Annotated in this window: 10 protein-coding genes; 9 read left to right on the forward strand and 1 reads right to left on the reverse strand. The window is 66.8% G+C overall.

What is annotated here, in order from left to right; translation table 11 throughout:
* Nucleotides 1-21: 21 nt before the first annotated feature.
* From V6M89_RS23475 to V6M89_RS23500, 6 genes are all read left to right on the forward strand, one after another.
* Nucleotides 22-426, forward strand: a complete 405-nt coding sequence (locus V6M89_RS23475; RefSeq protein ID WP_332855457.1) for a response regulator transcription factor — start codon at nucleotides 22-24, stop codon at nucleotides 424-426.
* Nucleotides 423-2,579, forward strand: a complete 2,157-nt coding sequence (locus V6M89_RS23480) for an EAL domain-containing protein (RefSeq protein WP_332855458.1) — start codon at nucleotides 423-425, stop codon at nucleotides 2,577-2,579. Before V6M89_RS23475 ends, V6M89_RS23480 begins: the two co-directional genes overlap by 4 nt.
* A gap of 1 nt (nucleotide 2,580) precedes the next feature.
* Nucleotides 2,581-3,462, forward strand: coding sequence for a sensor histidine kinase (locus tag V6M89_RS23485; RefSeq protein ID WP_332855459.1), 882 nt, complete (start codon nucleotides 2,581-2,583; stop codon nucleotides 3,460-3,462).
* An 18-nt stretch (nucleotides 3,463-3,480) separates the two neighbouring features.
* Nucleotides 3,481-4,443 carry a cytochrome-c peroxidase gene (locus V6M89_RS23490; RefSeq protein ID WP_332855460.1) on the forward strand — a complete coding sequence of 321 codons (963 nt, stop codon included), beginning with the start codon at nucleotides 3,481-3,483 and terminating at the stop codon, nucleotides 4,441-4,443.
* On the forward strand, nucleotides 4,440-6,236 hold the full coding sequence (locus V6M89_RS23495; RefSeq protein WP_332855461.1) for a DAHL domain-containing protein: 1,797 nt from the start codon (nucleotides 4,440-4,442) through the stop codon (nucleotides 6,234-6,236). Before V6M89_RS23490 ends, V6M89_RS23495 begins: the two co-directional genes overlap by 4 nt.
* 71 nt (nucleotides 6,237-6,307) lie before the next feature.
* Nucleotides 6,308-7,297, forward strand: a complete 990-nt coding sequence (locus V6M89_RS23500; RefSeq protein WP_332855462.1) for a sensor domain-containing diguanylate cyclase — start codon at nucleotides 6,308-6,310, stop codon at nucleotides 7,295-7,297.
* Between the two features lie 16 nt (nucleotides 7,298-7,313).
* Here the strand turns inward: V6M89_RS23500 and V6M89_RS23505 are convergent, their stop codons facing one another.
* Complete coding sequence (locus V6M89_RS23505) at nucleotides 7,314-9,284, reverse strand: S9 family peptidase (RefSeq protein WP_332855463.1); 1,971 nt, start codon at nucleotides 9,282-9,284, stop codon at nucleotides 7,314-7,316.
* 240 nt (nucleotides 9,285-9,524) lie between these two features.
* Here V6M89_RS23505 and V6M89_RS23510 point away from each other — a divergent pair, with 240 nt between their 5' ends.
* From V6M89_RS23510 to V6M89_RS23520, 3 genes are read left to right on the forward strand one after another with little or no spacing between them, the layout of a single operon-like run.
* A complete protein-coding gene (locus V6M89_RS23510; protein WP_332855464.1) occupies nucleotides 9,525-10,304 on the forward strand; it encodes an SDR family NAD(P)-dependent oxidoreductase in 780 nt (259 codons plus the stop codon).
* A gap of 3 nt (nucleotides 10,305-10,307) precedes the next feature.
* Nucleotides 10,308-13,298 (forward strand): beta-galactosidase subunit alpha, encoded by a 2,991-nt coding sequence (gene ebgA / locus V6M89_RS23515; RefSeq protein ID WP_332855465.1) that lies wholly within the window; start codon nucleotides 10,308-10,310, stop codon nucleotides 13,296-13,298.
* A complete protein-coding gene (locus tag V6M89_RS23520) occupies nucleotides 13,295-13,750 on the forward strand; it encodes a beta-galactosidase subunit beta (RefSeq protein WP_332855466.1) in 456 nt (151 codons plus the stop codon). The genes ebgA and V6M89_RS23520 overlap by 4 nt, the downstream gene beginning before the upstream one ends.
* Nucleotides 13,751-13,753: the final 3 nt, after the last annotated feature.

Raw genomic sequence — 13,753 nt, forward strand, 5'->3', positions numbered from 1 at the left:
CCGCCGGGCTATTGTGCAGTCATGGATACCTCACTTCCCTGGGTGGCTGTAGTAGACGACGACGACGCGATACGGCGCGCGCTGCTGCGCCTGCTGCGCTCGGCCGGCGTCCCGGCCCAAGCCTACGCCGGCGGCGCCGACTTCCTGGCCGCGCTGGACGGCGGCCGCCCCTGCTGCGTGGTGCTGGACGTGCACATGCCGGGCCTGTCCGGGCTGGAAGTGCAGGCCCGGCTGGCCGCGCAGGCGCCCGAAGTCGGCGTCATCATCCTCACCGGCCACCCGACCCCGGCCGAACAGGCGCAGGCGCAACAGCACCGGCCGCTGGCCTATCTGAGCAAACCCGTCAACGATCAATTGTTACTGGACACCATCAGCCTGGCCTGCGGCCAGGCGGCGGCGCCCTTCACCGGAGGCCCACGGCCATGAACTCGATCACCCCACTGCATGCCGCCAAGATCCTGATCGTCGACGACCAGCCGCTCAATCTGACGCTGCTCGAGCACGTGCTGGCCAGCGCCGGCTACACCAACGTCAGCAGCACCAGCGACGCGCCGGCGGTGGCCGCCATGCACCGCCTGCACCACTACGACCTGATCGTGCTGGACCTGAACATGCCGGACATGGACGGCTTCGAAGTGCTCGACAGCCTGCGCCAGATCGAGGTCGAGCAATACCTGCCGGTGCTGGTGGTGTCCGCCGAGCCGGACTACAAGCTGCGCGCGCTCAAGGCCGGCGCCAAGGACTTCATCTGCAAGCCCTATGACTACGACGAGCTGCTGTCGCGCATCCGCAATATGCTGGAAGTGCGGCTGCTCTACACCCGCAGCCGCAACTACGGCCTGCGCATGGCCGGCCACGACCACCTGACCGGCCTGCCCAACCGCCAGCTGTTTGCGCAGACCATGGTGCCGCAGCTGGCGGCGGCCTGGCCGCGCGCCAGCGCCCTGCTGCTGGTCGACCTGGACGGCTTCACCGCCATCAACGACAGCCAGGGCCACGCCGCCGGCGACGCCCTGCTGTGCCAGTTCGCCAAACGGCTGGGCCAGCTGGCGCCGCCGCCCGCCACCATCGGCCGCCTGGGCAACGACGAATTCGCGCTGCTGCTGCCGGCCCAGCTGCCACAGGCCGGCGCGGTCGCCGACCAGATCCGCGAGGCGCTGCAGCAGCCGTTCGACCTGCCCGGCGGCCAGACCACGATGACGGTCAGCATCGGCATCGCCGCCTGCCCGTCCGACATCGACGACGTCGGCACGCTGCTGCGCTACGCCGACATCGCCCTGCACCAGGCCAAGCAGGAAGGGCGCGACCACTGCTGCTACTTCACCGACGCCATGGACCTGCAGGCGCAGACGCGCTACCAGCTGGAACACGCGCTGCGCCTGGCCAGCGAGCGCGGCGAGTTCGAACTGTACTACCAGCCCAAGGTGCAGATCGGCACCGGCCGCATGATAGGCGCCGAGGCGCTGCTGCGCTGGAACCGGCCCGGCCACGGCCTGGTGTCGCCGGCCGAGTTCATCCCGCTGCTCGAGCGCAGCGGCCTGATCGTGCCGGTCGGCGCCTGGGCCATCGACCAGGCCTGCCGCCAGATCGCCGCCTGGGCGCCGCACGCCAACGGCCCGCTGCCGGTGGCCGTCAATGTCGCCAGCCGCCAGTTCGCCGACACCAAACTGGAGCAGACCGTGGCCGAGGCCATCGCCCGCCACGGCATCGACCCCGGCCTGCTGTCGCTGGAAGTGACCGAGAGCGCGCTGATGGACGACATCGGCCGCACCGCCGCCACCCTGGCCGCGCTGCGCGCGAGCGGGGTGCACATCGCCATCGACGACTTCGGCACCGGCTATTCCAGCCTGGCCTACCTGAAGCGCTTCCCGGTCGACACGCTGAAGATCGACATCGCCTTCATCCGCGAAGTGACCAGCAATCCCGACGACGCCGCCGTGGTGGACGCCATCATCGCCATGGCGCACAGCCTGAAGCTGGAGGTGGTGGCCGAAGGCGTGGAGACGGCGGCCCAGCTGGCCTACCTGGGACGCCACCGCTGCGACCAGATCCAGGGCTATTACTTCAGCCGGCCGCTGCCGGCGGCGCAGCTGGACCAAATGCTGCGCGACGACATCCGCCTGCGCCTGCCGGCCGACGCCGGCGACGCCCCCGAGCGCACCCTGCTGATCATCGACGACGAGCCGCACATGCTGACCTCCCTGCAGCGCCTGCTGCGCCAGGACGGCTACCGCGTGCTGACCGCCAACGGCGCGGCCCAGGCCTTCGCGCTGCTGGCGCAATACCCGGTGCAACTGGTGCTGTGCGACCAGCGCATGGAGGAAATGAGCGGCACCGAACTGCTCGACAAGATCAAGCAGATGTACCCGGACACCTTCCGCATCATCCTGTCCGGCTACACCGACCTGAACACCATCATGGAGTCGATCAACCGCGGCGCCCTGTACCGTTTCTACACCAAGCCCTGGGACAACCGCACGCTGCGCAGCAATATCGACGCCGCCTTCCGCCACTACTGGCAGCTGCACGGCCTGCAGGAACCGGCGGCGCCGCAGCTGGCCATGGCCGCGGGAGCCTGACATGCATCCGCTGCTGGCCAGGCAGCTCAGCCTGCTCGATCAGGATGCGGCGCGGTCCGCCCCCGCCGCCTTCAGCGCCGCCGTCGACGCCAGTTACGAAGCGTACGACGAACAGCTGCGCGTGCTGCGGCGCCAGCTGGCCCTGGCCGGCAAGATGGCCAGCCTGGGCCAGGTCGCCGCCGGCATCGCCCACGAGATCAACAACCCGGTGGCCTATGTCTGCTCCAACCTGGAAATGCTGCAAGAGGGCCTGACTCCCCTGCTGGCGCTGCTGCAATCCTGCGAACAGCGCCCCGGCGCCGTCGACCTGCCCTTGCTGTGCCGCGACCTGCCGCAGCTGGTGCAGGAGTCGCGCGACGGCATGCAGCGGGTGCGCCAGATCGTGCTGGACCTGAAGGCCTGGTCGCACGCCGGCGACCAAACCCAGCAATGGGAATGGGCCGACTTGCACCACGGCATCGACGCCACGCTCAACATGCTGCGCAGCGAGATCAAGGGCCGGGCCGAGATCGTGCGCGACTACGGCGTGCTGCCGCCGGTGCAGTGCCTGCCCTCGCAGCTGAACCAGGTGGTGATGAACCTGGTCGTCAACGCCAGCCAGGCGCTGGGCCCGCAGCGCGGCCGCATCACCCTGCGCACCGGCGCCCAGGACGGCGAGGTCTGGTTCGCCGTCAGCGACACCGGCAGCGGCATCGCGCCCGACCATCTGCCGCGCCTGTTCGACCCCAGCTTCACCACCAAGCCGGTCGGCCAGGGCACCGGCCTCGGCCTGTCGCTGGTGCAGGACATCGTGCACAAGCACGGCGGCCGCATCGACGTCAGCACCGAGCTGGGCAAGGGCAGCACCTTCCGCGTGGTGCTGCCGCAGCGGCATACGGCCTGAGCGGCCAAGGAGAACCCCATGCATACCTTGACCACTTCCCGCCGCCTCGCCCTGCTGTGCCTGGCCGCCGGCCTGGCCGCCGCGCCGGCCGCGCCGGCCAGCGAACCGATCACGCCGGTGCCGCTGAGCTTGCACCAGGATCCCGCCAAGGCCGCGCTGGGCCGGCGCCTGTTCAACGACGTCCGGCTGTCGGGCAACAGCAGCGTCTCCTGCGCCAGCTGCCACAACGTCGCGCGCGGCGGCGGCGACCAGCGGGCCAAATCGCTCGGCCTGCTGGGCAAGCCGGGCGCGGTCAATACGCCCACCGTGCTCAACGCCGCGCTCAACTTCAAGCAATTCTGGGACGGCCGCGCCGACACGCTGGAAGCCCAGCTCGACATGGTGATCCGCAACCCGGTCGAGATGGGTTCGTCATGGGAGAGCGTGCTGGCCAGGCTGGCGGGCGACGCCGCCTACCGCGACGGCTTCGCGCAAGCCTACCGCGACGGCCTGACCATCGCCAACCTGCGCCACGCCATCGTCAGCTACGAGCGCACGCTGATCACCCCCAACGCCCGCTTCGACCAGTACCTGCGCGGCGACCGCAACGCCATCACGGCGGCGGAAAAGACCGGCTACGCCAAGTTCAAGCAGTTCGGCTGCGCGGCTTGCCACCAGGGCGTCAACGTCGGCGGCAATATGTTCCAGAAATTCGGCGTCATGGGCGACTACTTCGCCCAGCGCGGCGGCGTCAACGAGGCCGACCGCGGCCGCTACGCCGTCACCCACAATCCCGACGACCTGCACGTGTTCAAGGTGCCCAGCCTGCGCAACGTCGCGCGCAGCGCCCCGTACTTCCACGACGGCTCGGCCGCCACGCTGGAGCAGGCGATCGACGTCATGTTCAAGTTCCAGCTGGGGCGCAGCGGCAGCAAGCAGGACAAGGCCGACATCATCCTGTTCCTCAACACGCTCAACAGCACACCGGCGGGGCAGCCATGAACGGGCAGCGCCGCTGGTGGCGACAACGACTGCGGCCGTATCGGCTGCCGCTGGCCTGCCTGCTGCTGGCAGTCCTGCTGGGCACGATCTACGCGCGCAGCCTCAGCTATGACAGCAACGCTTACTTCGCCAACGTCGCGCTGCTGCGGCAAGTCGGCCAGCTTGATGCGCAATGGGAACTCGACGCGATGAAGTCGCGCATCGGCCTGAACCCGAGCTACGACGCGCTGGCCCATCCGCTCGCGGCCCTGCGCGAGCTGCCCTTGCAGATCGAGGCCTCGTCGCCGCAGCTGGCCGCCGCGCTGGACGCCTACCAGGAGACGCTGAGCGCGAAGGCGGCGCAGATGGAGGCATTCAAGTCGCACAACGCGGTGCTGCACAATTCGCTGGACTTCCTGCCCACCGCCGCCGACGACATCGGCGCGCTGGTCAGGCAGCAGCGCGGCCACCGACTGGAGGCGATGCGCCATGCGGAGGCAGCCGCCCACCGTCTGCTGCTGGCCTTGCTGATCTACACCGACGGTCCTTCCGAGAACGGCGTCGCCGAGGTCGAACGGGAACTGGCCGACCTGGCGGCCTCCCGCGCCGGCCTGTCCGGCGAGCTGGCCGAGCGCATCGACACCATGAGCGCGCATGCGCGCACCGTGCTGGCCGAACAAGCCAAGGTCGACCGGCTGCTGACCGGCATTTCGGCGGCCCCCACCGACGCAAGCATCGACGCCATCGGCACCCTGCTGGGCCAGCAACAGCAACTGGCGGTGCAGCGCCTGCACGCCTACCGCTACGGCCTGATGCTGCTGTCCGCGCTGCTGGTCGGGCTGCTGGCCTACACCGCGCTGCGGCTGCTGCGCAGCCACGCCACGGTCCAGCGCGTCAACGCCGAACTGCAGACCGCCAACGACCACCTCGAAGGCCGGGTGCAGGAACGCACCGCCGAACTGCTGCAAGCGAACCATCTGCTGCAGCAGGAGATGGCCGAGCGCAAGGCCCTGCAAAGCCGGCTGGTGCAGTCGGAGAAACTGGCCTCGATCGGCCAGCTGGCGGCCGGCGTGGCGCACGAGATCAACAACCCGCTGGCCTTCCTGGCGTCCAACTTCGGCACGCTGGAGGATTACCTGGACAAGCTGTTCGAGCTGCTGAACGCCTACGAGGAAGCCGAGCCCGACGGTGCCCCGCGCGAGGCGGTGGCGCGCTCCCGCAACCGGGTCGACCTGGCCTATCTGAAGGAAGACATTCCGGCGCTGGTGGCCGAGTCGCGCGGCGGCATGGAGCGGGTCGGCAAGATCGTGCAGGACCTGAAGCAGTTTTCGCGCGTGGACGCCACCCAGGACTGGGAGTGGGCCGACCTGCGCCTCGGCCTGCAATCGACGCTCAACCTGATCGGCGGCGAACTGGAAGCGGTGGCCGACGTCAAGACCGAGTTCGGCCCGATGCTGGAAATCGAATGCATGCCGTCGCAGCTGAACCAGGTGTTCCTGCACCTGCTGCAAAATGCCGCCCAGGCCATCGGCCCCGAGCGCGGCCGCATCACCGTGCGCTGCGGCAGCGTCGGCGCCGAGGTCTGGGTCGAGGTCGGCGACACCGGCGCCGGCATCCCCGCCGAAACGCTGCCGCGCATCTTCGACCCCTTCTTCACCACCCGGCCGATCGGCAAGGGCACGGGGCTGGGGCTGTCGCTGTCCTATGGCATCGTGCAAAACCACTACGGCCGCATCGACGTGCAGAGCACGCCGGGCCTGGGCAGCACCTTCCGCGTGACGCTGCCGGTCAGCCACCGCATGGCCGAGGCCTAGAAAGGGCGGCGGCGGCGCGGCTGCGCTTATAATCGCAAGGTCACTACCCAGTCACGCCAGGAAAACAGCGCATGCAAGCAAACACCACCGTCACCCCGCCTGCCGCCGGCAGCCACGCCCACCTGTCCGGGCGCGTGCTCGGGCTGGCCAACCTGGGCCTGATGGTGCTCGACGCCAGCGGCCGCATCGTCATGTGGAACCAGTGGCTGGCCAGCCACTCCGGCCTGTCCGCCCACCGCGTGCAGGGCAGCGATCTGTTCGAACAATTCCCCGAGCTGCGCGGCCAGCGGCTGGAGCAAGCGGTGCAGAGCGCGATGCAGAGCAACCTGCCGCAGCAACTGTCGCCGGCGCTGAACCGTTCGCCCTTCCCGCTGTACCCGACCGGCACCTGGGGCGGCGAACGGGTCGAGCAGGCGGTGTCGGTCACGCCCTTCACCGAAGGCAAGGAGCGCTACTGCCTGATCGAAGTGAGCGACATCAGCACCACCGTCGGCCGCGAGCGCCAGTTGCGCGGCCAGGCCGAGGCGCTGCGCGCGCAATCGTATGTGGATGGTTTGACCGGCATCGCCAACCGCCGCCACTTCGACGTCGCGCTGGACCGCGAGCTGCGCCGGGCGCAACGCAACAACGGCCAGCTGTCGCTGCTGCTGATGGACATCGATTCCTTCAAGGCCTATAACGACCACTTCGGCCACCAGCAGGGCGACGCCTGCCTGACCCTGGTGGCGGAAGCCTTCGCCGCCATGCTGCAGCGCCCGGCCGACCTGGCCGCGCGCTACGGCGGCGAGGAGTTCGCCGCCGTGCTGCCGGACACCGGCCCGGAACAGGCGGCCCAGCACGCCGAAGCGATCCGCGCCCGCATCGCCGCGCTGGAGATCACGCACGCGCCGGCCGCCAACCGTCCGCACGTGACGATGAGCATCGGCGTGGCCACCTACGACAAGGACCGCCTGTGTGACGCGGCCACCATGCTGGCCGCCGCCGACGCCTGCCTGTACGCCGCCAAGCGCGCCGGCAGGGACTGCGTGATCGTCGACCGTCCGGCGGAAAACGCCGCCTGACGGCGCCGGGGACAGCTTACTGCGCCAGCAGGTGCTGGTTCAGGAAGTTGATGGTGGAGTAGAACTGGTAGTCCGCGTTGGCCTTCTTGTTGAAACCGTGGCCCTCGTCGTTGGCCATCATGTACCAGACCGGCGTGCCGTTCTGCTTGACGGTGGCGACGATCTGGTCGGCTTCCTGGTAAGGCACGCGCGGATCATTCTTGCCCTGCACCACGAACAGCGGCCGCTTGATCTTGGCCGCGTTGTTCAGCGGCGCGATCTTCTCCATGAACTTGCGCATTTCCGCATCGCGCTCGTCGCCGTACTCCACGCGGCGCAGGTCGCGGCGGTAGGATTCGGTCTTCTCCAGGAAGGTGACGAAGTTGGAGATGCCGACGATGTCGACCGACGCCTTGATGCGGTCGGCATAGTTGGTCGACACCGCCAGCGACATATAGCCGCCGTAGCTGCCGCCCATCACCGCCACGCGCGACGCATCCAGGTCCGGCTGGGTGGCGATCCAGTCCAGCAGCGCGCCGATATCCTTGACCGAATCCTCGCGCAGCACGCCGTTATCGAGCTTGAGGAAAGTCTTGCCGTAGCCACCCGAGCCGCGCACGTTCGGATAGATGATGCTGATGCCCATCTCGTCCGTGTAGTAGTTGCTGCGGCCCATGAAGCCCGGCTGGAACTGGGCTTCCGGTCCGCCGTGGATGTTGATCAGCACCGGCCGCTTGCCGGGGAATTTGGCCGCCGGCGCGCGGTACAGGAAGCCGGAGATGGCCTTGCCGTCGAACGATGTCCAGCGGGCGAGGGTCGGCTCGGCGAACTTGCTGTTGTCGATATCGAGCTTTTCATGCTCGGTCCAGCGCGTGACGGCATTGGTCTTGACGTCGACCGCGTACACTTCCGACGGGCTGGTGGCCGAGGTCAGCGCCACCGCCAGGCTGCGGCTGTCCTTGTGCCACTCGAAATTGGCGATGGTGCCCTTCGGTAGCTTGAACGCGGGCAGCAGCTTGCGGTCTGCGGTGCGCATCACACGCAGCACGCTGGTGCCGTCTTCGTTGGCGACAAACGCGAGCAGCTTGTTGTCCTCGGACAGGGCGACGCCGTCGATGTCCCATGGGATATCCGCGGTGAGCACGGTGGACTTCATGGTCTTCAGGTCGAGATACGCCAGACGCTGGAATTCGCTGCCGGAGTCGGTGACGACATACAGGCCCTTGCCATCCTTGCTGAACAGCACGGCGGAATACGACACCGGCTCATCGCCGTTCTTGCCGGTGATGCGGCGGGTCTTGCCGGTGGCCACGTCCATCAGCCACAGATAGCTTTCGTTGGCCGACACAATTTCACTGTAGACCAGCTGCTTGTCGTCCGGCGAGAACTGGAAGCGGGCCCAGCCACCGCCAGGCAGCTCGGTCAGCGTGCGCGCGCTGTCCGGCTTCAGCGGATCGACGATGGCGATAGTGGAATTGATCTTGTCGGCCGATCCGGTGCGGCCGACCGGCACCGTGGTGTAGAGAATCTGCTTGCCGCTGCTGCTCCAGGCCATGTCATTCACGCGCTGACCGTCCGGCGTGAACGGCACGGCCTCGCCGCCGGCCACGTCGCGGCGATAGGCGCGGAATACTTCATTGCCGCCGCTATCTTTGATGAATACGAAGAACTTGCCATGCTTGGGCTGGAAGCTGGCGCCACGCACCGGTTCCGCATAATCGGTCAGCAGTTCCAACGGAGCGCCGGGCTTGGCCACGCGGTAGATCTGCGGCGTGTTCTTGTAGCGACGCACCACCAGCATTTCCTGTTTGGTCGGATGCCAATCGGTGAATCCGGTCGGCTTGAACTCGGTATACTTGGCCAACTGGCTGGCCAGCGCGACGGGCACCGGCGGCACATTCTCCATCACCAGCGCGGCGGGCGGCGCCAGCACAGCGTCATCGGCCATGGCGTAAGCGCTCAGCATCGACAGCAACAACAAGCGTACTACGGGTAGTGTTTTTGACATGGGGTCCCCTGTAAGGTTAAGAATCAAAGACAGCGCGCTGAGTATCCTTCAAAGCAACATTTATCACAAGAGCAATTGTTTCGGACTGTTGCATCCATCAACTCCATGCATGCCTGGCCATCGGCGCGGCGCCGCTTCACGCATTAGCTGGTGTTATGCATGCCATGCAGAGTATTCATTTGTCAACCCGGGCAAAATAAGGGCAACATAGCGCATAACCCATAAAAATGGAGACAGCACATGCATCAGCAAGGCGAACTGGCAGGCAAGGTGGCGTTGATTACCGGGGGAGCGTCCGGCATCGGCCGCGCCACGGCGGAATTGTTTGCGCGCGAAGGCGCCACCGTGCTGATCGCCGACCGCGATGGCGCGGCGGGCGAACTGGCGGTGGCGGCGCTGATCGAGGCCGGCGCGCGCGCCTCCTTCATCCGCACCGATGTCGCCGTGGCCGCCGATTGCGCGGCGGCGGTGGCGGCTGCCGTGTCGCGCTACGGCCGGCTCGACGTCCTGTTCAACAACGCCGGCATCACGCGCCGCGCCAACGTGATCGACACCACCGAGCAGGAATGGGATCAGGTCATGGCGGTCAACGTCAAATCGATTTTCCTGATGTGCAAACACGCGGTGCCGGTGATGCAGCAGCAAGGTGGCGGCAGCATCATCAACACCGCTTCCGGCTGGGGCCTGGTGGGCGGCAAGGATGCCGTGTCCTACTGCGCCTCCAAGGGCGCGGTGGTGATCATGACCAAGGCCATGGCGGTGGACCACGGCCCGCAGAACATCCGCGTCAACTGCGTCTGCCCCGGCGATACCGATACGCCCATGCTGCGCAACGAAGCGCAGCAGCTGGGGCTTGAGGAAACCGCGCTGGTGACGGCGGGCGCGGGACGGCCGCTGATGCGCGTGGGCCAGCCGCGCGAGATCGCGCAGGCGGTGCTGTTCCTCGCATCGGATCGATCTTCCTTCGTCACCGGAGACGCGCTGGTGGTGGACGGCGGCGGCCTGGCCGGATCGGCATAAACCGTGAACAAGTGGGAGAACCCCCAGCTGCTGGAGGAGCACCGGCTGCCTCCGCACGCCTACTTCTTTGCCTACGACGATGCCGAATCGGCGCGCAGCTTCGAACGTGAGCGCAGTCGCCGCTTCCTGTCGCTGAGCGCGCCGCTGAGCAGACCATGGCGCTTCGCCTGGTTCAGCCATCCGCTGCAGGTGCCGACGCAGTTCTACAGCGAATACATGGCGCACTGGGGCAGCATCGAAGTACCCGGCATGTGGCAGCTGCAAGGTCACGGCCAGTTGCAGTACACCGACGACGGCATGCCCTTCCCGGTCGATCCGCCCTTCGTTCCGTCGGCGAATCCGACCGGCGCCTACCAGTGCCGCTGGACGCTGGGCCCGGAGTGGCGCGGCCAGAACGTGATCCTGCGCTTCGACGGCGTCGAGACCTACTTCGAAATCCACGTCAACGGCCGCTACGCCGGCATGAGCAAGGGCAGCCGGCTGGCGGCGGAATTCGACATCACCGCGCTGCTGGTCGATGGCGAAAACCTACTCAGCGTGCGCGTACTGCAATGGGCCGACTCCAGCTATCTCGAAGACCAGGACATGTGGTGGACCGCCGGCATTTTTCGCGACGTCTACCTGATCGGCAAAGGCGCCATCCACGTGCAGGACGTCTGCGTGCAGACGCGCTTCGACGACGCCTGCCGCGATGCGCGCCTGTCCTGCGCGCTGGCCGTGTCGGCGCAGGACGGCTACCGGATCGATTGGGCGCTGTACGACGGGCCGCGCCCACTGCAGCAAGGCGGCGGCCAGGCGCTGGCATGGGAAGTGGACGTGCCGGCCCCGCGCCAGTGGAACGCCGAAGATCCCTATCTGTACCGGCTCGAAATCAGCCTGTACGATGCCAACGACGAACTGCTGGAAGTGGTGCCGCTGCGCGTCGGCTTCCGCGAGGTGAGCGTGCAGGATGGCCTGATGTACGTGAACGGCCGCTATTTGAAACTGCACGGCGTGAACCGCCACGACAACGACCACCTGCGCGGACGCGCCGTGACGATGGCGCGCGTCGAGCAGGACATCGTGCTGATGAAGCAGCACAACATCAACTCGGTGCGCACGGCGCACTATCCCAACGATCCGCGCTTCTACGAACTGTGCGACCAGTACGGCCTGTTCGTGATGGCGGAGACGGACGTGGAAACGCACGGCTTCGTCAACGTCGGCAACCTCAGTCAGATCACCGACGATCCGGCGTGGGAAGCGGCCTTTGTCGACCGCATCGAGCGCCATGTGCACGCGCAGAAGAATCATCCGTCCATCATCATCTGGTCGCTGGGGAACGAGTCCGGCTACGGCTGCAATATCCGCGCGATGGCCGCGCGCTGCCGCCAGATCGATCCGACACGCCTGATTCACTACGAGGAAGACCGCGACGCCGAGGTGTGCGACGTGGTCAGCACCATGTACTCGCGCGTGCAGATGATGAATGCTTTCGGCGAGTACCCGATGGACAAGCCACGCATCCTGTGCGAGTACGCGCACGCGATGGGCAACGGGCCTGGAGGCCTGAGCGAGTACCAGGCGGTGATGGACCGTCATCCGAACCTGCAAGGGCACTATTTGTGGGAATGGTGCGACCACGCCATCCTGCAACCGGACGTGCCGGGACGGTCGTTCTACGCCTTCGGCGGCGACTACGGCGACTATCCGAACAGCGGAAACTTCTGCTGCGATGGCTTGATCTATCCGAACCAGCGTCCCGGCCCCGGCCTGCGCGAGTACAAGCAGGTGATCGCGCCGGTGAAGGTGCGCGCCATCGATGCCGCCGCCGGCAGGCTGGAAGTGGAGAACCGCTACTGGTTCAGCAGCCTCGATTGCCTCACGCTGCTGATCGAAACCAAGGCCGATGGCGAATCGCTCCGATTGCAGCGCGTGCCCCTGGCGCCGCTGCCGCCGGGCCAGAAGCAGGAGATCCGCATCCAGGAGCCGCCATCGGGCAGCGGCCGGCGCTATCTGAACATACGTGTGGTCCGCGACCAAGCCACCGCCTACAGCGCGCCGCAGCATGAGCTGGCGGTGTACCAGTTTGCGCTGCCTTCCACGCCCTCGCCTGCCATACTGCCTGCCGCTCCAGCCGCGCCCAAGCTCACCGAGCATCGCCTTGAATACCGGATCGAAGGCCATGGCTTCCACATGGTGTTCTGCAAACTCACCGGAAAAATCAAGGAGTGGGTGGCGCATGGCGCGCCCTTGCTTGCTCGCCCGCCGCAGCTGACGTTCTACAAACCCTGCATCGACAATCACAAGCAGGAGAACGAAGCCCTGTGGCTGCCGCAGCACCTGGACATCATGCAGGAGCATCTGCGCGGCATGGAGATCAGACGCAGCGACGCGGCGGTGGAGATCATCATCGATTGCCAGATCGCGCCGCCGGTACTCGGCTACGGCATGCGCTGCCGTTACCACTACCACGTCGACGGCGAGGGCAAGCTGAGGCTTACCTTGTCCGGAACGCCCTACGGCGGCTTCCGCGACATGATCCCCAAGATCGGCATGACGCTGGGGCTGAACCGCCAGCTGGACCAGATCGAATACTTCGGCCGTGGCCCGGGCGAGAACTACCCGGACAGCAAGGCGTGCAGCATCATCGACCGTTACCGCAGCAGCGCGGCCGACATGTTCGAACACTATCCCAAACCGCAGGACAATGGCAACCGCCAGGACGTGACGTGGGCCACGCTGCGCGACAGCCAGGGCAAGGGCTTGTACATTCAGGCGCCGCAAGGCATCCACTTCAGCGTGTGGCCCTACAGCGCCGGGCAGATCGCCGCCACGCGGCATGACAACGAATTGCGCGAAGAAGACTTCTGGACCGTCAACCTCGATCACAAGATGAGCGGACTCGGTTCCAATTCCTGGGGTTCCGAAGTGCTCGATTCGTACCGGGTCTACCTGGAGGCGTTCAGCTACAGCGTGGACTTGTCGCCGCTGAATGGGGAGGACAGCCTGTGATCATCCTGAACAGCGTGGACGAATTCCGCCAGCGCTACCACTCCGCACGCAAGTGGCAGCGCTGCATCGAGGCCATCGCCAACCTGCCAACGCTGAAACCCGGCGTGTGCCACTCCATCGGCGACTCGCTGGTCTACCGGCTGGTGGACGGCCCGGCCGCCGTGGCGCCCAGTTTCACCGGCAACCGCCGCTACGTCGAGATGCACTACTACCTGTCCGGCAGCGAGACCATCGCGTATGCGGCCAAGCCGTCGCTGGTCCGCCTTGCGGCCTACAGCGACGAGACCGACCGCGAGACCTTCAGCGGCGACGGTGCTCATCGCCACACCGCCAGCGCCGGCCAGCTGCTCATCTTCGACAACGACTACGCCTACCGGCCGCTGGGCTCCGATCATCTGCGCAAAATGGTGCTGATGGTGACGATAGAAGGTGCGACTTTCCACAATAAGTGAGCT

The organism is Duganella sp. S19_KUP01_CR8 (assembly GCF_036688705.1).
GTDB lineage: Bacteria > Pseudomonadota > Gammaproteobacteria > Burkholderiales > Burkholderiaceae_D > Rugamonas.